1 protein-coding gene (running past one end of the window) is annotated in these 21702 nt (G+C 71.0%); it reads right to left on the bottom strand.

Annotated elements, in window-relative coordinates:
• On the bottom strand, window positions 1–21702 hold the 5' portion of the coding sequence (locus ACWDMM_RS01895; RefSeq protein ID WP_449935508.1) for an SDR family NAD(P)-dependent oxidoreductase. Its footprint begins 63 nt before the window's first position; the window shows 21702 of its 21765 coding nt (coding positions 1–21702); its start codon is at window positions 21700–21702; the stop codon falls past the left edge of the window.

Raw genomic sequence — 21702 nt, 5'->3', positions numbered from 1 at the left:
CGGCGCGGGCTCCGTCGATGGGCTGGGAACCGTTTTCGGCAGCATGAAGCTCCTCTTGCGGAAGGCGGGTGGATCCAGGGGGTGGCGCGTCGGCCGGTACCCGTCGGGCGCCTGTTCGACGACGAGATGGGCATTGGTCCCGCCGAAGCCGAACGAGCTGATGCCCGCGGCGCGTGGCCTGCCGTCGGCCGGCCGCCACGGGCGCAGTTCCCGGTTGACCTGCAGCGGCGAACCGGCGAACTTGAAACGCGGGTTGAGGTTGTCGCAGTGCAGCGACGGTGGCAGCGCCGCGTGGTGCACGGCCAGGATCGTCTTGACCGCCCCGGCGATGCCCGCCGCCGAGAGCAGATGCCCGATATTGGTTTTCACGCTGCCGACCGCGCACGGCTCCTGGGCGCGCGAGCGGTCGCCGAGCACGGTGGCCAGCCCCTTCAGTTCGATGGGGTCGCCGATCATGGTGCCGGTGCCGTGCGCCTCCAGGTACGACAGCGCGTCCGGGGACATGCCCGCCACTTCCAGCGCCGCGGTGACCACTTCGATCTGCGCGCGCATGTTCGGTGTGGTGATGCCCATGGTGTGCCCGTCGTTGCCGATCGCGGATCCGCGCAGCACCGCGTAGACCCGGTCGCCGTCGGCGAGCGCGTCGTCGAGCCGCTTGAGCAGCAGCAGCGCCGCGCCCTCTCCGGGCACGAAACCGTCGGCGTCCTCGGAGAACGTCGCGCACCGTCCGTTCGGCGACAGCACACCCGCCGCCGACAACGTGACGAACAGCATCTCGTCCAGCAGCACTTCCACGCCACCGGCCAGCGCGGCGTCGACCTCGCCGGCCCGCAACGCCTGACACGCCAGATGCACCGACAGCAGCGACGACGAGCACGCGCTGTCGAGCACGACATTGCCCGCGTGCCAGTCGAAGTAGTCGGAGATGCGCGCGGCGATGAAGTTCTGCCCGATGCCGATGATGGTGTGCCGGTCGGCGACCGGGATCCGGTTGAAATAGTTCGCCGCCCGGCTGCCCGCGTACACGCCGACTCGCTTGCCCGCCAGCTCCTCGCGCCGGTAACCGGCGTCGGAGGTGGCCAGCACCGACGTCTCCAGCAGCAGTCGCTGCAACGGGTCCATCTGCCAGGCCAGCTCGTCGGTGACCCCGAAATACTCCGGGTCGAACAGATCGACGCCGTCGATGAAACCGCCCCATTTGCTGTTGGTCAGACCGGGGCCGCCGCCAGGGCGGTAGAACCGGGCGGGATCCCAGCGAGCCGGGTCGACTTCTCTGATGCCGGATGCGCCCGTGGCCAGCAGGCGCCAGAACGCGTCCGGGGTGTCGCCGCCGGGCAGGCGGCAACCGATGCCGACTACGGCGATGGGCTCGGCTGCTCGTCCGCCGCGGGCGTCGGCTGCCCAGGTCACCGCGCCGGGTCTGGCCGCTCCGGTCTCCGGTGTGCGCGGTCGATCAGCCTGCGCCGGTTGCGGGTCGGCCGATGGCTCCGGCGGCGCTTCGGGGGCGAAACGTTCCGGGAACTGCTCGGTCAACAGACCGGCCAAGGCGTCGAGGGTCGGGAACTCCAGCACCAGCGCCGGATCGAACGGCGCTTCGACGACCTGTTCGATCCGGCGTACCGCCGAGGCGATCAGCACCGAGTCCGCGCCGTATTCCTCGAACCGTTTGTCGCCCTCGAACCGCGCCGGGGCGAGTTTGAGTTCGTCGGAGAAGATCCGCAGCAATTCCTGATACGCCGCCGCGGACCCGTTCGCCGTGGTGGGCTGCGCGCTCGGCGCGGTGGCCGCCTCCGCCGGTCGGCTCTTGCGCGTCGAAAGGCTCAGTGCCGCACCGTGGTAGGGCAACACCACCGGCGCGGGCGTCCCCAGCGCCGCGTCGAGCAGTTCGAATCCTTCCGCGGCGCTCAGGGTCGGCAGGCCGGTGGCGCGGTAGGCCGCGCTGGTCACCTCACCGAAACCGGTGTCGCGGAAGGACGGCCAATTGATCGACCGGAACCACGGCCGTCCCTGGGCGTGCTGGGCCTCGGCGAAGCGGTCCAGGTGCGCGTTGGCCATCGCGTAGTCCGACAAGCCCACCGACAAGCCGGGCAGCACGGCCGACACCGACGAGAACAACACGAAGAAGTCCGGACGGTCGGCGGCCAGCACGTCGGCGAGGACGGCGGTGCCCGCCAGCTTGGGCGCGAGCACGGTGGCGATGGCCGCGCCGGTCTTGCGCACGAACGCCGGGCTCTCACCGGACACACTGCCCGCGCAATGCAGCACACCGCCGATCGGGCCCAGCTCGCTGCGTACCTGGCCGAAGAAGCCGGACAAGGCGCCCTCGTCGGTGAGGCTGCCGAAGTAGGTTCGCACCGCGACGCCGCGATCGCGCAACCGCACCAGTCGCCGAACCTTCTGCGCCTCAGGGCCGGACCCGGCGGCCACCCGGTCCCACTCCGATTGCGGCGGCAGCGGTTCGCGCCCGAGGACGGCCAAGCGCCGCGCGCCGCGCTCGACCAGCGCCGCCGCGAACGCCGCGCCGAGCCCGCGCGTGCCGCCGGTCACCACGTAGGTGCGAGACGGGTCCACCACCAGGCCGTCGCGTGCCGTCGTGTCGGTCAGTTCGACGGCTTCGCGGATTCCACCGCGATACCGCACCCGCGGCGCGCTGTCCTCGGTTGCCGCGCACTCCGCGCCGAGAATCGTCAACACTCGCCCGGGATCGGCGCACACCAGTGCGCGCTCGTCGGCCACGTGGACGCTGCGGGTGCGCACATCGCGGATCTCCTCGGCGAGCGCGGCGACCAGACCACCCAGCGGCGCGGACTCCGGGCCGTCCGCGCCGGGGTGTCCTGCGGCGACGTGCAACAGCGTGAGCGAACCGGCGCGCCCCTCGATCACACCCTGGTAGAAGCCCATCCGGCCGAGATCGCCGGTCGGTCTGCCTGCCGGGGCGGGCACGAGATCGCACAGATCGATGACGCACTCGGTATCCGGGTAGCGGGCCGCGATCGCCCGGCCGAGCGCCGCGCCCGTTTCGAAGTCGTCGCGGTGCAGATCGCCCGGCGCTTGCGACAGCCGCACCAGACGACCCGGATCACCGGCGGCGACTTCGAGCGCCTCCGCCAGGTGCCGCGGGGTCCGCGTGTCGTACACCAGCAGAGCGCGGCGGGAACGCAGGTCGCCGCCGGGCAACGGAGCTTCTCGCCAGAGCGGGACCAGCAGCCGTTGCGGTGCTGCGAGTCGGCGGGTCGTGGCGGGAGTGGGATCCATGGCCTCGGCGGACTCCAGCGACCCGGCCTCCGTTTCGATGCCCCCCGCCGAGAGCCGCGAATCGGGCGTCGGCCACTGCGCGGATGCCGATTCCGACCCGGATTCCCCTGTTCGCGTTGCGCTTCCATTCAGAGCAGGTTGCGCGGCCGGGCTGGGTGCTGGCGTCGTCGGAGGCTGTGTGAGCGAGGCAACCTGCGAACTCGATGCGGACGGCTGTCCCGGCCCGGCAACGGGTTGCGCGCCCGGCGTGACGTCCGGGATCCAGTACCGCTCCCGGGCGAACGGATAGGTCGGCGCGGGAATACGGCGTCGAGGCCCGGGATCGCGAACGGTGGACCAATCGATGTCCGCACCGCCGAGCCAGCGCGCGATCCGCGAGTCCTCCGCCGCCTCCCGGCACGACCGCGCGCCGGGCACGTCGTCGACCCAAGCGCGGACGGAGGCGCGCAACTGGCCGATGTCGCGCGCGACGAACGCTGCCCGCGTGCTGCCCGCCTGCCGGCCCACCTGCATCGTGAAGGCCAGATCGGCGAGGTTCGGCTGCTGCCCGGCGAGGAAACGATCCAGCGCGGCGACATACTCCGCGAGCCGCTCACCGTCGCGAGCGGAAACCGGGACGACCTGGCCGCCGCTGAACCGCGTCTCCGGCCTGCGGTCGACATACTCCTCGATCACCACATTGGCGTTGGCCCCACCCGCGCCGAACGAACTCACGGCCGCCCGGCGCGGGCGCGCCGGATCTCCGCCGGGCCACGGCAGCGGCCGGGCCGGGATGTGGAACGGTGTGGCCGCGAAGTCGATGTTCGGATTGGGTGGCGTGGCGTGCAGCGACGGCACGATGGTGCCGTGGCGCAGTTGCAGCAGCACTTTCGTCAGCGCCGCGACGCCGGCCGCCGCCTCGAGGTGGCCGACATTCGACTTCACCGAACCGATCGGCAGCTCGGTGCCGCCGGAGCGGCCGAATACCTTCGCCAAACCGGCGATCTCGATCGGATCACCCAGCGCGGTGCCGGTGCCGTGCGCCTCGATATAGGACACCGACGCCGGGTCCACGTCACCGGCGCGCAGCGCCGAGCGGATCACCGCGGCCTGCACGTCGGGATTGGGGACCGTGAAACCGTTGACCCGGCCGCCGTGATTGATCGCGGTGCCTTTGATGACGCCGTAGATGGTGTCGCCGTCGGCTTCGGCGTCGGCCAGCGGCCGCAGCACCAGCGCCCCGACGCCCTCACCGGCCACATACCCGTCGCCCCCCGCGCCGAAGGAACGGCAGCGGCCGTCGGTGGAGGCGAATTGCCCCTGGCTCAGTGCGACGAATTTGTACGGGTGCAGCGACAGATTGACGCCGCCGACCACCGCCAGCCTGCATTCGCCGGTCCGAATGCTCCGGCAGGCCAGGTGCAGCGCGGTCAGCGAGGACGAACACGCGGTGTCCACCGCCATGCTCGGCCCTTGGAAGTCCAAGGCGTGCGAGACCCGATTCGGGATGCTCCAGAACGTCGAGCCGGGCAGCGTGCCGCGCCCGAGCCGGGATTCCTCGGCCCCGAACATCTGGTAGGTGCCCCACATGACGCCGACGAACACACCGGCCTGCTCGGGTCGCAGACCGCCGCGGGCCAGGTCGGCCCGGGAATGGCCGGAGTCTTCCAGTGCGGCCCAGGCGGTTTGCAGGAACAGCCGCTCCTGCGGGTCGAGGATCTCCGCCTCGCGCGGGGAGATGGCGAAGAACAGCGGATCGAAGCAGTCGACGTCGTCGAGGAAGCCGCCCCACTTGGTGTAGGCGGTGAAAGGGTTGTGGCGGTCGGGGACGAAATAGCGGCTGTGGTCCCACCGGTGGCGGGGGATCTCGGTGACGCAGTCACGTCCCTCGACCAGGACACGCCAGTACTCGTCCAGCCCGTCCGCGCCCGGATAGCGTCCGCTCACACCCACGATCGCGATGTCACCCGCCGTGTCGGTGTGGCGATCGGCATTGGAGAAGGCGATCGGCGTCTCGAGGTCGGCCGCCGCCCCCCGAGCCACCTGCTGAGAGGCGCTGGGCACGGTCGTCGTCGCGCCTGGGTCTGCCGATTCGTGCGGAGTCACCGGCTGCCGGTCGGCCGAGGCCGCCGCGCCGTTCGTGCCCGTGCTGTGGGTGTGCACGGCGGGCGTGCGCTGGTGACGGGCGCTGGGCACGGTCGACGTCGCGGACGGGTCCGCAGATTCGGATGAAGTCACCGGCTGCCGGTCGTGCGCGGCCGACCGGTCGGCTGAGGCCGCCGCGCCGTTGGCGCCGGTCCACCGGGCGCCGGCGGTGGGCGCGCTGTCCATTCCCTGCGGCCTCACGGGCGCTGCACCGTTCGACGTGGGCATGGTGACGCCCGTGGCATTTTCGGCGTTCCGCGTGGGAGCGGGTGTCCGTGCCGCCGTCGGATCGGAGGAATCGCCATCGTTGTCGATCGACGGCGGCACGGACGGCGTTGCCACGGAGCTCAGCCGCACCAGCAGGCCGACCACCGCGCGCGGGGTGGGGTACTCGAACGCCAGAGTGGCCGGCAGGCGGTGACCGCTGGAGCGCGACAGCTCGTCGCGGATCTCCAGGGCCGCGACCGAGTCCAGCCCGAGTTCGTGCAGCGGACGATCGAGATCAGCGTCGGGCGCCAACCCGAGGCAGCGGCGCACCAGCGCCTCCATCCGCGCGGCCAGATCGCCGGAATCGTCTGTCGTGGAGACCTTTTCGACTGCGTGCGCAACCGAATCCAGCAGCACATCCGGCACGTCGGCGTCCGGCACCCCGGTCAACGGCATCGTGGTGACCGCAGCGGTGGCGGTTCCGATCAGGCGGTCCAGCGTGTCGAAAGCATCTTCGGGGCGCAGCAGACCGTAGCCGCGGCGGGTCAGCCGTCGCACCGCGTCGCTACTGAGCCGCTCGACCATTCCGGTGTCCGCCCACGGGCCCCACGCGATCGACAGCGCGGGCGAGCCCGACGCGTCGCGCGACTCGGCCACACCGTCGAGGAAGGCGTTGGCGGCGGCGTAGCCGGTCTGACCGGGCAGGCCGACCACCGCCGCGGCCGAGGAGAACAGCAGGAAGAAGCGCAAGGACCGGCCCGCCGTGAGCTCGTGCAGATGCCATGCTCCGAACGTTTTCGGCGCCAACACCCGCCCGACCCGGGCGGCCGTCTGCTCGGCGATCACGCCGTCATCGAGCACCCCGGCCAGGTGCGCCACTCCAGCCAGCGGCGCAAGCTCCCGGTCGATCCAATCCAGCGTCGCCGCCACGGCCGTCCGGTCGGCGACGTCGAGCGGCCGGACCTCGATCCGTGCGCCGCGCCCGCGCAATTCGGCGATGACGGACTCCGCTCGCGCATCGGGTGCGGATCTCCCGGCGAGCACCACGTCCCGCCAACCACGCTCGACGAACCAGCCAGCCAGCCGCAAGCCGACCCCACCGAGGCCGCCGGTGATCAACACCGTTCCAGCAGCTCCGGACGCGGCCGTCGGATCGCTGGGCACGCTCGTCAACGGCACCAGCCGCGGTACCCGGCGAGCTCCACCGCGCAGTGCGAGTTGCCGCGGCGCCGAGGGCGTCACGAGCGTGTCGACCACGACACCGGCACCGGTGAACTGATCGAGATCAATGACCCGACAGCCTATTTCGCGGTACTCCAGTTGCGCGCCGCGGGCGAAGCCCCACAGCGCCGCCTGCTGCGGCGCCACCCGGTCGGAAGGTTCGACCCGCTGACCGTGACGGGTGAGCAGCCACACCGCCGGTTCCCCGGCCAGTGCCGCGGCCTGCACGAGATGCAGCGCACCCACCACCAGGCGTTCCGCCGCCACAGGCGCGGGTACGTCCTCGTCCGACAGCGCGATCGCGGAGACGATCCCGCGCAGCGGTGCGCGACCGTCGTCCACCGCGCCGAGCAGTGCGCGCACCGCCGCGGGCACACCGAGATCGATCTCGAACTCGTCTTCGGCGCGGAAGCTGAAACCGGCTCCGGGCCTGGCCAGTACACATTCCCCGCCGCGCGCCCGCAATTCGCCCGCGAGCTCGTCGGCGAGGCTTCCGCGCGCGCCGATGATCAGCCAGCGGCCGGTCGCCGAGACCGGCGCCACCGGTCCGGCCTCCCGCCAGTCCACACGGTAGGTATCCGCGACCGCCTGCGAGGCGGACGACTGGCCCGCCGACTGCGGCATCGGCGCGGGTATCACTCGCAATCCGTTCGCGACCAGCACCGGAGAACCCTCCTCATCGAGCAGACGAACATCCGCGACACACAACTGCGGCGTCTGCTCGAGCACGCGCACATGGCCGAATCGAACGGTGGCCGCCGCAGCCGAAACGAGCACCTGGTCCACCGCGAACGGCACCCACGTCTGCTCGTCCCCCTCTGACGACATCGCCGCATAGGTGGCTTGAAATGCCGCGTCCAGCAGCACCGGATGCACCCCGGCGGCATCGGTCTCGGGATCCGACAGCGTGGCCAAGGCCTCGTGCCGCCCCAGGCGCAGGCCGACGACACGGCGGAACGCCGGTCCGTACGGCAGACCGGCGCCGGCCAGCCGTTGGTAGAACTCCACTGCGGCGAGGTGTTCCGGGCAGCGGCCCAGGATCTCCGCCAGGCCGGACCCGTCCGGGACCTGGCGCCTACCGCTACGGACATGAGCTCGCGCGTGCAGGCCCATGGTTTCCGTCTCGACCTGAACCGCCAGCCCGTCCGTGGCCGGCTCGAAGCCGATTCGCACCGGCTGCGGGCCGTTCAGTGGCAGACCGTTGGTGATCACGAGGTCATCGATCGCGACGACGTCACCGGCGACCAGTCCGCGCGCGAGGTCGGCGATCGTGGCGACGAACCATGCGCCCGGCACGACGACAGCCCCGTTCACGACATGATCAGCCAGATAGCGCGGCGAATCGGGTTCGAGCGTCAAGTCGAAACAGCTCTTGCCGTCGCGTGATACCGGATTCAGCGGCCGTTCCGCCGCCTGGCCGTCACCCGTAGCGGGCGACCACTCCCCCGACGCTCCCGGTAGATATCCGGAATCGCGCGTTGCGGGACGGTGCGCCGTTCCATTTCCGCCTTGCGCAGGAAGAGCCGGGTAGGTTGCGGTTTCCACGTCGGCCGGCGCAGGCAGCGCACCGAGATTCGCTGGCGGGTCACCCGAAGGCATCGACACGGACGAGTGCGTGGCGTCGTCCTGAGGCTGTGGAAGGGCTGGGCTGACGGCCGCTGGTGCGAAGGCGGCGCCGGGCATCGATGCGGCGCGGGACTCGAAGGCGCCGTTGGAGCGTCTCGGGAAATCGGGGTACCGGGCGGCAGTGCCGCTCGAAACCGCAAGAGCGGGTTCCGATTGCGAGGCGACCCAATACCGTTGTCGCTGGAAAGGATAGGTCGGGGCCAGCACATGCCGACGTTTGTGCGGCCGATGCACCTGCTCCCAGTCCACCGGCACGCCGGCGACATACAGGTGACCGAGTGCCGTCATCATCGTCTCGCGATCACCGCGGCCGCGACGCAGCGACGCGACGAACCGCGCCAAGTCGCCCAGCACTCGGCCGCCGAGGGCGGACAACGTCGGATGCGGGCCGATCTCGAGGAATCGGTCGATGCCGAGCTCGGCCATGGCCCGCAGGCCCTGCGCGAACCGCACCGGCTGACGTGCGTGGCGGGCCCAGTACCGGGGGTCGAGTTCTCCCGGGCGCAGCACGGCACCGGTGAGATTCGAGATCAGCGGAATCGTGGGATCGGTCATCGTCGCCTTGGACGACGCCGCGGCGAGGTCGTCGAGAATCGGGTCCATCGCCGCGGAGTGGAACGCATGCGAGACGGTCAGATCAGCCGACCGTATGCCGTCGGCCGACAACTGCTCGCGCAGCAGATCCAGTGCCGCACGCGGTCCGGCGACCACCACCTGCGCCGGTCCGTTGTATCCGGCGATCGACACCGCGGGCTCGAACCGTGCGACCAGCGGGGAGACCCGCTCGGCGGCAGCGTCGACCGCCATCATCCCGCCACCGTCCGGGAGGCGCTGCATCAGGCGGCCGCGCACGGCCACCAGCCGCAGGGCGTCCTCCATGCTCATCGCGCCCGCGGCGCAGGCCGCGACGAATTCCCCGACGCTGTGGCCGAGCACCGCCGCCGGGGCGATCCCCCACGACCGCCACAACTCCCACAGCGCCCACTCGACGGCGAACAACACCGGCTGGGTGAACACCGTGCGACGCAGCAACTGTGGCCCGTGATCGCCGTACACGGCCTCGACCAGCCCGATCCCGTCCGCGATCGGCCCCAGCACCGCGTCGCAGCGCCGCAGCGCGTCACGGAAGACCGGCTCGGAGTCGAACAATTCCCGTGCCATGCCCGGGTACTGCGACCCCTGCCCGGTGAACAGCAGCGCCACCTTCGGGCGCGCCGCGCGCTCCACCCGGCCCCGGATCTGGTTCGGCGCACGCAGCTCTCGCGCCGCGGCGGCGCGGGTGTCGGCGACCACCGCGAGTCGTTGTTCGAAATGGGTGCGTGCGGTCGCGGCCGTGTAAGCCAGGTCGCCCAAAGACCGCTGTCCCGCGTCCATTTCGTCCGCCCAGCGCCCCGCCAAGTCGGCGAGGGCGGTCTCGTCGCGCGCGGACAGGACGAGTACCTGCGCGGCCGGTGCTTCCGGTCGTGGTGCGGGCGCCGGATCGCCTGGCGTCAGGATGACGTGCGCGTTGGTGCCGCTCATCCCGAAGGAGCTGATCCCGATGGCCGGTTCGTGCCCGGTGCGTGGCCATTCCCGGGCCTCGCCCACGACTTCCACCGGCATCGCGGCCCAGTCGATCAGCGGATTCGGCGTGTGGAAATGCAGGCTCGGCGGGATCCGGCGGTGCCGCAACATGAGCACGGCTTTGATGACCCCGGCGGCACCCGCGGCGGCCTCGGTGTGCCCGATGTTGGTTTTGACCGACCCGATGAGCAGCGGCTGCGTGCGGCCCGCGCCGTACACCTCGGCCAGCGCGGTGGCCTCGATCGGATCGCCGAGCGGGGTGCCGGTGCCGTGTGTCTCGACGTAGTCCACCGCGTCCGGCCGCAAGCCCGCCCGCTCCAGCGCGTCGGCGATGACGCGCTGTTGGGCCGGGCCGTTGGGCGCGGTCAGGCCGTTGGATCGTCCGTCGTGATTCACCGCGACGCCGCGCACGATCGCCAGCACCTGATCGCCGTTGCGCCGGGCCCGCGACAGCCGGGTCAGCACCAGCACGCCGCAGCCGTCGGCACGGACGTAGCCGTTGGCGTCGGCGTCGAACGCCCGCGAGCGTCCGTCGGGCGACAGCGAGGCCAGACGGCAGAAACCGATCGTCGTCTCCGGAGCCAGCTGCAAGTTCACCCCGCCCACCAGCGCCAGATCGCAACGGCCCGCGCGCAACCCGTCCGCGGCCGCCTGCAGCGCCACCAGTGACGAGGAGCAGGCCGTGTCCAGTGTCATCGCCGGGCCTTGCAGCCCGAGCACATAGGCCAAGCGCCCGGCCGCGACGCTCGGCGCCGAACCGATCACCGAGTAGGCGCCGATCGCGGTCGGATCGGCGGCTCGCGTCGGCGTCGCCGGATACTCGCTGAAGCACAATCCGACGAACACACCGGTGCGACTGCCCGCCAGCGTGCCGGGCGCGCGCCCCGAGCGTTCCAACGCCTCCCAGCTGGTTTCCAACAACAGGCGTTGCTGCGGGTCCATCGCGCGTGCCTCCGCCGCGCCGATACCGAAGAACGCGGGGTCGAACTCGTCTGCGCCGTCGACGAAGCCGCCCCAGCGGGTGTACATCGCGCCGAGCGCTGCCGGGTCGTGGTCGTAGTAGGCGTCGATGTCCCAGCGCTGCGGCGGCACCTCGGTGATCGCGTCGCGTCCCTGCCACAGCAGGTCCCAGAAGTCCTCCGGTGTGCGCACCCCGCCGGGGAAACGGCAACTCATGCCGACGATGACGATCGGGTCGTCGTCGGGCTGGTCGCTCCGGAAGTCGGTACCGGTCAAAAGGGGCTGTTGCGCAGGCTGTTCCGTCGACTCCGATACCGGATACCGCGGTGTGTGCGCGACAGTGGACACGTCGGTCGCGACCAACGACACGTCTGCGGCGACTGGAGGCATGTCGATCGCAGCCGATGGCACGTCAGCCGTCAGCGGGGTCGCATCGGGGCCGAAGGTGTGAACGTCAGCTGCCAGCGGGGTTGTGTCAGCGACCAGGGGGGCCGCGTCCGCCACGAGGGTGCGCACGCCTTCGGCGATGTCGCCCACGCCTCCAGTGGGAGCGGATGCGCCTTTGCGTTGCAGGAACCGCGCCATCTCACGCACGGTCGGATAGTCGAAGACGAGCCCGGCGGGCAGCGGCATTCCGGCTTCGGCGGCGAGCGCGGCCCGCAGCTCCATACCCGTCAGGGAGTCGACTCCCGTGTCGTGCAACGGCAGTTCCGGATCGAGTTCTCCGGCGCGATCGAGCACCCGCATCGCCACGCGCTGGACGAGCGCCTCCCAGCCTGCGAGATCGTCGGACGCCTGCCGCGCTCGCGCCGCACCGGTGGTGCTCGGTTGGGTCGGCGGAGGGGCGGCCGTCGTGACCTGCCGCGTGCGCTGCGCGTACCACCGCTCCGGCACGAATTCGAAGACGCCCGGCGCCGCGCAGTCGTGCTGAACAAGGTGATCCAGCGCCGCCACCGCGTCGCCCGTGCGCAGCGGAGGCAGTCCGCGCCGCACGAGTCGTGCGGTGACCTCGGGCCGGTCGGCGGCCATGCCCACATCGGCGAACGGCCCCCACCCGATGCTCAGCGCGGGCAGTCCCTCCGCACGCCGCCGCCAGGCCAGCGCGTCCAACGCCGCGTTGGCCGCGGCGTAATTCGCCTGGCCGGGGGTGCCGAGCACGCCCGCAACGGAGGAGTAGGTGACGAACAGTTCCAGCGGCTGGTCGCGGGTGAGCTCGTCCAGGTGCCGGGCCGCGAGATATTTCGGGCCGAGCACGGTCTCGAACCGCGCCCAGGTCTGCTCGCCGACCAGGCCGTCGTCGAGAACTCCCGCGCAGTGCACCACGCCGCGCAGTGGCGGAAAGCCGGATTCCGCAATGCCTCGCAACAGTGCGGCAACGGCGGCCCGGTCACCGACATCCGCCTGCCGCGCCGTCGCCTGGGCGCCGGCGGCGCGCAGCGATGCCAGCAACCGCTCCCCCGCCGGATCCGGCGCGCGCCTGCCCACCAGCACCAGATGCCGGGCTCCGCGGCGGGCCAGCCAGCGTGCGGCCTCGGCGCCGAGTCCGCCGAAACCTCCCGTCACCAGGTAGGTGCCATCGGGCAACCGGTCACCGCGCGCGGCGAGCGGGACCTCTGCGCCGACCAGGACGACCCGGCCCGGATGATCACGTTCGGCCATCGCGCGGAATGCCTCGGCGGCGCGATTGATGCCGTATGCCGCGTGCGGCGGCGCGGTCAAGGCATGCTGCTCGAACAGCGCCATCACGTCCCGCAGGATCGCGCCCGTCCTGCCTGCGTCGACAGTGGCCGGATCGAAGGCCCGATGGTCGACATCCGCGCTACGCCGCGCCACGCGGGTCTGCACCGAATCCACGACCTCGACGAATCGGCCTCCCGGCCGCAATATTTCGGCGGCCTGCGCGGTGACGTCGACGCCCGAGGCGTGCACCACGACGTCCACTCCGTGCCCCGCGGTCACCGCTCGGACCCGTTCGCCCAATTCGTGGCTACGCCAGGTCTGGATCTGCGTGACCGGCAGCCCGGCGTTGCGGGCCCAACGGCACAGTGCGGCGGTCGCGTACACCTGCGCTCCCGCCTGCGCGGCGAGCTGGATCGCGGCCATGCCGATGCCGTCGGCGGAGCCGTGGACGAGCACCCGGTCTCCGGCGCGCAGATCACCGAGGTCGAACAGCGCGTACCAGGCGGCGGTGAAGGCGTACGGCACGGTCGCGCCGTCGGTGAAGGACAGATGATCCGGCAGCCGAGTCACCAAGTCCTGGTCCACCGTCACGTGGCGGGAGAAACTGTCACCCGCCAAGGCGACCACCCGATCACCGACCTCGAACCGCTCCACTCCGGAGCCGACCGCGACGATCCGGCCCGTGCATTCCAGACCCAGCGATTCCGCACCGTCCGGATGAATACCAGAAGCCACCCACAGGTCGTGGGCGTTCAGGCCGGTGGCGGCGACGACGATCTCGACCTCCCCTGCCGCCGGCGCGCGCCGGATACCGGGCTCCAACCGCATCCGCTCGAAATCGCCGGAACGGTGCGCGACCAACCGGTAATCGTCGGCGGATGCGAGGCCGTCGGCAATGCGCGCGGTGAGCCAACCGCCGTCGCGCACGGCGAATTCCCCTGCGGCGCGACCGCTGAGCAGCTCCTCGGCGACCAGCGCGCCGTCCACGACGGATTCCGCGGGCAAGTCCAGCAACCGGCAGCCGAACTCGGGATGCTCGGTGGCCAGCGTCCGTCCGAAACCCCACAGCAGAGCTTGCTCGGGGTCGGGGCGGTCGGTGGGGATGACGCGCTGGGCGTTCACGGTCACCAACCACAACGCGTCCGGTCCATGCGCCGCCGAGTCCAGTGCGCGCGTCAACCGCAGAGCTGCTTCGACGCGCGTCCGGGCGGACGTCGCCGTCCAAGCGAAGACGATGCCGCGAAACGGACGCGCGGCGTCGGAAAACGAGAACGGATCGGTCGCGTCCTCAGGGGGAACGACCACGATGTCCGCGCCGCGCGCGCTCAATCCGGCGGCGACAGCGTCACCGACCGGACCGTCACCGAAGATCAGCCAGCGTCCCGCCGGTCCCTCGCGCAGACCGGCCTCGACCGGAACCCATTCCAGATGGTGCAGCAGATCCGCGAGCCTGGTCGAGTCGGATTCCGGCGCGGCATCGACGTTCGCAGCCAGGAGGCTCACGCCTTGCACACTCGCGAGCGGGCGCCCGGACGCCGAGTACAGCGTGGCGTCACCGACGATGACCCGCTTTCCTCGCTCGGTCACCCGCACTCGGCACCGGACCGTCGCATCCTCGATCGCAGGGTTGCCGAAGAATCGGACACGATCTATCGCCGAGGGCAGGAACAACTCCCCGCCCCCGGTCGCCGTCACCACGATGCTGTGCAGACAGGCATCGAGCAGGACCGCGTCGAGCGCGGTGCCGCCACCGGCCGACCGGAACACTGTCTCGGCCTCGGTGTCGCTGATCCGCCGGAACTCGAGGGCACAGCGGTAATCGGGACCCAGATCCAGGCCGAGCCGAGCGAGAGCGTCGTAGTAGGCGGGCCACACGTGCGCCTCGGAATCACCGGTCACAGCCGCGAGCGATTCCACCGAATCAGCTTGTGACGGCGTAAGTTTCGCCTCGGCGTATGTCGCCTGGCCATCGCCGGAGCGAATGAAGCGCACTGTGTGGCCGTCCTGTGAGGGTTCGGCCACGGCCCGCACCGCGGCTCCGGTGACCTCCAGCGGCGTGATCAGCCGCAGCCCCGCGACGTCCCATGATCCGGGCAGTCGCGTGGCGATCTCGTGCAGCTGAACGCACAGCCACGCCGCGGGCACCGTCGGCACACCACGTAACCGATGGCCGGCGAACATCTCCGGGGTGAGCGGCAAGGTACGCGACGACTGTGACTCCCGCGATGGCGGTGTGAGCTCCAGCCAGTGCCGTTTGCGCTGGAACGGATAGGTCGGCAAATCGACATGGCGCCACCGGCGGTCGGCATAGACCGCATCCCAATCGATGTCACCGCCATCGACATACCGCCGAGCCGGATCGACCAGTCCGCTCGACATCTCGACAACCGACTTGCCCACGACGCCCCCGGAGGCGACGTTCTCCAGCGCGGCGCGCAACTGCGCGGCGGTGTCGAAGCAGATCGCCACGCGCTCGCCGAAGTGTGTGCGGCCCACCGCGGCATTCGCGCACAGATCCACCAACGCGGTTTCCGGGCGGGCGGCCAAGAGATCGCGGTAGCGGGCCGCCAGTTCGCGCAGGGCATCGGCGTTCTTCGCCGACAGAACCAGCAGATGCGGCCCGGCATCGTCGGAGGAATCCGCCTCCGACATCTGCGGCGGTTCTTCGATCACCACATGCGCGTTCGTGCCGCTGATCCCGAACGCGCTCACCCCCGCCCGCCGGGGCCGCCGCGAACGCCGCCACGGCCGCTCCTCGGCGACCACGCGGATCGCGACCGAGTCCCAATCGATGTGCGGATTGCCCGAACGGAAATGCAGCGAAGCGGGAATGCGATCGTGCCGCATCGACTCGATCACCTTGATGATGTTCGCGATGCCCGCCGCCGCCTGGGTGTGCCCGAGATTCGACTTCACCGATCCGATCCACAGCGGCGTCGCCTCGGTTCGGCCCTTGCCCAGTGCCGCGGCCAGTGCGTTCACTTCGATGGGATCACCGAGTGCCGTGCCGGTGCCGTGCGTCTCGACGTAATCGATGTCCTGCGCGTCGAGGGCGGCGTCCGCCAGCGCCGCGCGGATGACCCGTTCCTGCGCCGGACCGTTGGGTGCGCTCAATCCCTGGCTGCGACCGTCGGAGTTGACCGCGGACCCACGAACCAGGCCCAGTATCCGATCGCCGTCGCGCCGCGCGTCCGCCAGTCGTTTGAGCACGAGCATTCCCGCGCCGTCGCTCCAGACCACACCGTCGGCGCGCGCGTCGAAACTCTTGCAGCGGCCGTCGGCGGCCAGGCCGCGCGCCCGCGCGAAATAGATGTCGAGCGAGGGCGTCAGCACCACGGTGGCGCCACCGGCCAGCGCCAGATCGCATTCGCCGCTGCGCAGGCTGCGCACCGCCGTGTGCACGGTCACCAGCGACGACGAGCACGCGGTGTCGATGGTGAGGCTCGGGCCCTGCGCACCGAGGAAATACGACAGCCGACCGGACGCGACGCTGGAGAGATTGCCGGTGCCGAACCAGGCATCAGGCGCGACATCGGCACGCGCCATCCGTTCGGCGTAGTCGTTGGACATCACGCCGACGAAGACTCCGGTCCGGCTGCCCTCCAGCCGGCTCGCCGGGTATCCGGCGTGTTCGAGCGCTTCCCAGGCGGTTTCGAGCAGCAGACGCTGCTGCGGGTCCAGCATCCGCGCCTCACCGACGGAGATGTCGAAGAATCCGGCATCGAAATCCTCGACACCATCGACGAAACCGCCCCAGCGCGTGTAGGTCTTGCCGTCGGCATCCGGGTCGGGATCGTAGAAGGCGTCCACGTCCCAGCGGTGTGCGGGCACCTCGGTCACCGCGTCGGTTTCGGTGGCCAGCACCCGCCACAGATCGGCGGGCCCGCGGACCCCGCCGGGGTAGCGGCAGCCGATGCCGACGATCGCGATCGCGTCGGCGTATTCGTCGGCGGCAGCGCCGGTTTCGGTCGTTGTGAACTGCGACACGTTCGGTGTAGTAGGTGTAACCGGAAGTTCCGCCGGGTACACCGGGGAGGTGAGCTGCTCGGGGACGCGCGTGGTCGATTGCTTTTCGGCCTGTTTCGCCGCCGTGCGGCCGGTGGCGCCGAGCCGGGCGATCTCCTCCGACACCGCGGCGACCGTCGGATGATCGAACAGCAGGGTCGCCGGCAGTCGCACCCCCAGCTCCGCGGAGAGGGCGTTGCGCAGTTCGACCGCCATCATCGAATCGAGCCCGAGTTCCCGCAGCGGCGTGCGATCGGGAACGGCGGCGGTGCGGCCGAGTGCGGACGCGGCATGGGTGCGTACCAGTTCCAGCAGCTCCGCCGGATCGCCCGGTTCCTGGACTTCGACCGGGTCCCGCTCCGCCGTGGCTTCCGTGACGGCGGGGAAGACCGCGACGGTTCCCTCCGCCGACAGCAGCGAGCGCAGCGCTCGGGCGCCGTCCTCGGCATCCAGCTCGCCGACGCCGTGGCGCACCCACGCCCGGCGGGCGGCGTCGCTGAGTCCTTCGGCCATGCCGGTGCCCGCCCACGGCCCCCACGCGATGCTGACGGCGGGCAGTCCCCGGGCGGTGCGCAGGAGGGCGAGGGCGTCGAGATACGCGTTCGCCGCGGCGTAATTTCCTTGTCCGGCGGTGCCCACCCGGGCGCTGACCGACGAGAACAGCACGAACAGATCCAGCGGCCGTCCCGCGGTGAGCTCGTGCAGGTGCCACGCGCCCGCGACCTTCCCCGCGAACACCCGGTCGATGTGTCCTGCGGTCTGTTCGAACAACACGGCGTCGTCCAGCACACCCGCGCAGTGCACGATCCCGGCCAGCCTCGGCAAATCCACGCCGAAGCGGGCGAGCAGCCCTTCCACCGCATCCCGGTCTCCGACATCGGCCACCACGGTCTCGACTCGCGCCCCCAGTGCGGCGATCCGCGCTATTTCCCGCTCGTCTCGCGGGGTGGGGCCGCTGCGGCCGGCCAGCACCACCGTTCCCGCACCGGCCTCGGCCAGCGTCCGAGCGGCCGTCAGTCCCAGCGCGCCGCGTCCGCCGGTGACCAGATACGCACCACCACGGTCCAGCTCGGCCACCGCGCTCACTTCGTCGGAGGGCTGCATCCGCATCGTATAGCGGTGACGCCCGCGCAGAGCTATGACGGAATGATCTGCGGAGGAACGTATTTCGTTCACCAGTCGGTGGTCGTCGCAACGAGCGTCCACGGGCAGATCGATCAGGCGACAACGCAATTCGGGCAGTTCGGTGCGCACCACCGCGCCCAGTCCCCACAGGGCCGCGGCGGCCGGGCGCACGGGTTCACCGGGCAAGGCCGCCGTCGCCCCCATCGTCACGACATACAGCGGTGCGTCGGACACCGTCCGGGCCATGCGCTGCACCACGGCGAGGGCGAATCGCGTTTCCACCTGCGCCGTTTCGGCGCTGTCATCGGCCTCGGCATCGGCGAGGTAGATCACCGCCCGGTCGCCGCCGGGCCACACTTCCGGATCTGCAGTACGCGCCACCGCCACCGCATCGGTGCCCGCGGCGCGCAACGCGGCGGCAAGCTGGTCCGCCTGCTGCCCGACCCCGATCACCAGCGCGGCGGCGTGCGCCCGTGCGGTGGGCGACCCCACGGCGGGCTCCCAGACCGGACGGTGGGTGAGGCCGGACATGCGATACCGATCCTGCGACTGTCCGGGAGTCCCGGACTCGGCGAACCATACGTCGTCGATATCGCAGACGACCGTGCCCGCGGTATCGAAGATCGTGAGCCGAACCGTCCGGCCGGTGCGCTCGGCCAGCGCCCACGCCGTTTCGCCCGCATCCTGGCCGGACAAGCGCAGTCGGCCGATACCTACCGGCAGTCGAGCCGCGCCGCCGTTTCCGGACACCAGCGCCAGACCGGTCTGGATCGCGGCGTCGAGCAGACACGGCAGCCAGGCGTCCGGTTCGTCGGCCAGTTCCGCGGGACGCCGCAGTTCCGCGAGCAGGGCGCGCTCGCCGGACCGCAGCCGCGTTATCCAACGAAATCGCGGGCCGAAGGTCAATCCCGCGTCCGCGCAGCGACGGTAGAAGTCCTCGACGTCTTCCTCGGTGGACATCACCCGTCGTGCCGCGGACAGTTCACCGGCATCGCGCGGCCGAGCCGAGACGGGTCGAACCGCGGCGGACACCGCGGCGACATCGCCGTTCTCGACGTGGAACCGCACTTCGGTGTGATCGCCCGCATCGGTCACCAGCGGCTCGGCCAATTCCGCCAGCGGCACCGGTCGCGCGGCGACGAAGTCGATCAGCTCGTGGCCTGCGCCTCCGGCCGCACGCAACGCGCGCAAGGCGAGGTCCGCCGCGGGCACCACCGCTCGGTCGCGGAACCGATGCTCGGCGAGGTATCCGGTACTCGACGACGCGCTCCCGATCGGCACGGACACCCGCTCTCGTTCGAAGGGGTAAGTGGGCAGGCCGTTGCGCCTGCGCGCGTCCCCGGGAATCACCGCGGTCCAGTCGATGTCGGCGCCCGCGCGATACAACGCGCCGACGCCGGTCAACAGCACCTCGTCGTCGGTGGATGTCCGGCGCATGCTCGGCACCCACAAGGCGTCGGGGTCGGTGTTCCGCCCGAATTCCAGCAGCACCGGATGCGGTCCCACCTCGAGGTAGACGTGCACGCCGGACTCGGCGGCCGCGCGCACGCCCTCGGCGAAACGAACCGTGCCGCGCGCATGCGCACGCCAGTACGCGGCATCCATCGGGCCATCGACCCGCGTGCCGGTCACGTTGGACACCAGCGGAATCGTCGCCGCGCGTGGGACGGGCGCCAACTCCGCGACCGTGGCCTCGAAGTCGTCCAGCATCGGATCCAGCAGGGGCGAATGGAAGGCCGTCGTCCCGGGCAGCCGCACCGCACGGATCGACCGTTCCTCGGCAGCCCGCACAACTCGACCCACCCCGTCCACCGCTCCGGACACCACGAATTGGCCGGGACTGTTGACCGCGGCCACCGACACACTCGCCGCGAGCTCGTCCAGCAGATCGTCGAACTCGACGGGCGCGGCGAACACCGCCGCCATCGCCCCTCGCTGCGCTACCGCCTGCATCAGCCGGCCCCGTTCCGCGGCCAGACGCAAGCCGGTGGCCAGGTCGAACACTCCCGCGACGGTCGCCGCGACCAGTTCACCGAGGCTGTGCCCCAGCACGACATCGGGGCGAACGCCGAACGACGACCACAGCGCGGCGCATGCCCATTCCAGCGCGAAAACGGCCGGCTGCGCGTACTCGGTGCGAGCCAGCAAGTCGTCGTCAGCGGCGAACAGCACCGACCGCAGACGCAATCCGCCGGGAAGCGGCCCCAGCAACTCGTCGCAGCGGTCCAGCGCCGCACGGAAAGCCGGATACTTGGCGTCCAGCGCCGCGCCCATCCCGGCGTACTGCGCGCCTTGGCCGGTGAACAGCATCGCCACCAGCGGCTTACCCGGCCCCGGTTCGATCGTTCGCCCCGGAGACGCCGCGAGTTCGCGCGCCGCCTCCTCGGCTGTCCTGGCCACGACCGCCCGCCGGTGCGCGAAATGCGTGCGTCCCAGCGCCGCGGTGGCGGCCACATCGGCGAGCGGCATCTCCTGCCTGCCCAACTGCTCGGCGTAGTCGCGGGCCAGTGTGTCGAGGGCTGAGGAAGTACGGGCCGAAAGCGCCAGTAACACAGGACCCTTCGGATCCACACGCGCCGTCGGCTCAGGTGCTTGCTCCAGCACGACGTGCGCGTTGGTGCCTGCGAAACCGAACGAACTCACCCCTGCCATTCGCGGCTGCGCGGTGCGCGGCCAGGCGAGATCGTCGGTCGGCACCGCGAGCGACGTGCCGTCCAGCTCGATCTTCGGGTTCATGGTGGCGAAATCGTGCTGACGTGGAATTCGTTCGTGCTGCAGTTGCAGCACCACCTTGATCAGCCCGGCGATGCCCGCGGCCGCTTCGAGGTGCCCGATCTGCGACTTCACCGAACCCAGCAGGCACGCGGACCCGTCCGCCCGCGTCGCGCCGAGCACCTGCGACAGCGCCTCGATCTCGATCGGATCACCCAGCGGCGTGCCCGTGCCGTGCGCCTCGACGTAGCCGATCCGGTCGGCGGCGCACCCGGCGTCGGTCAGCGCGGCGCGCAGCAATTCGCGCTGTGCTGTCGGATTCGGCGCGGTCAGCCCCATGGAACGACCGTCGTGGTTCACGCTCGAGCCTCGGACGAGCGCTCTGATCTCGTCGCCGTCGGCGATCGCCCGCGAAAGCGTCTTCAGCACAACGACCCCCGCGCCCTCGCCGCGCACATAGCCGTTCGCGCGCGCGTCGAAGGGGCGACAGCGCCCGTCCGGAGAGAGCGCCCCCATGCGAGCCAGCGCCTCCGATGTCAGCTCCGATTGCAGCAGGTTCACTCCGCCCGCCAAGGCGACGTCGCACTCGCCCGAACGCAGACTGCGGCACGCCTGATGCACGGCTACCAGCGACGACGAGCACGCCGTGTCGATCGCCACCGCGGGCCCGCGCAGTCCGAGCACGTAGGACACCCGTCCGGCCACAATGCTCGACATCGTTCCGGTGAGCGTGTGCGCGTCCACCGAACTCACCCAGTCGGGAGTGATCGTGCGCTGGTACTCCTGCCAGCTGACCCCGAGGAACACCCCGGTGCGGGCAGCGGCCGAACCGCCCGGCGCCAGAGCGGCGTCTTCCATCGCCGCCCAGGCGACTTCGAGGATCAGCCGCTGTTGCGGATCCATCGACGCCGCTTCGCGCGGCGCGATCCCGAAGAACTCCGCGTCCATGGCGTCGATCGGACCGGCCAGCAGCCCGGCTCGCCGCCGCGCCCGACGAGGCCCGGAATCCGCTACGGGCCACCGGCTTTCCGGCGCATCGACGATGGCGTCGCGGCCCGAGCTCAGCAGATCCCAGTACTGCCGCGGGGATTCCGCGCCGCCGGGAAAGCGGCAGCCCATCCCCACGATGGCGATCGGCTCGCGCTGCGGCCGCGCCTCCAACTCCTGAATCCGGCGGAGTGCCCGCGTCAGCAAGACCCGTAGGTCATACCCATCATCCGACAT

The sequence above is a fragment of the Nocardia sp. NPDC003726 genome (assembly GCF_053586955.1).
This window is presented reverse-complemented; position numbering and strand designations above follow the sequence as displayed.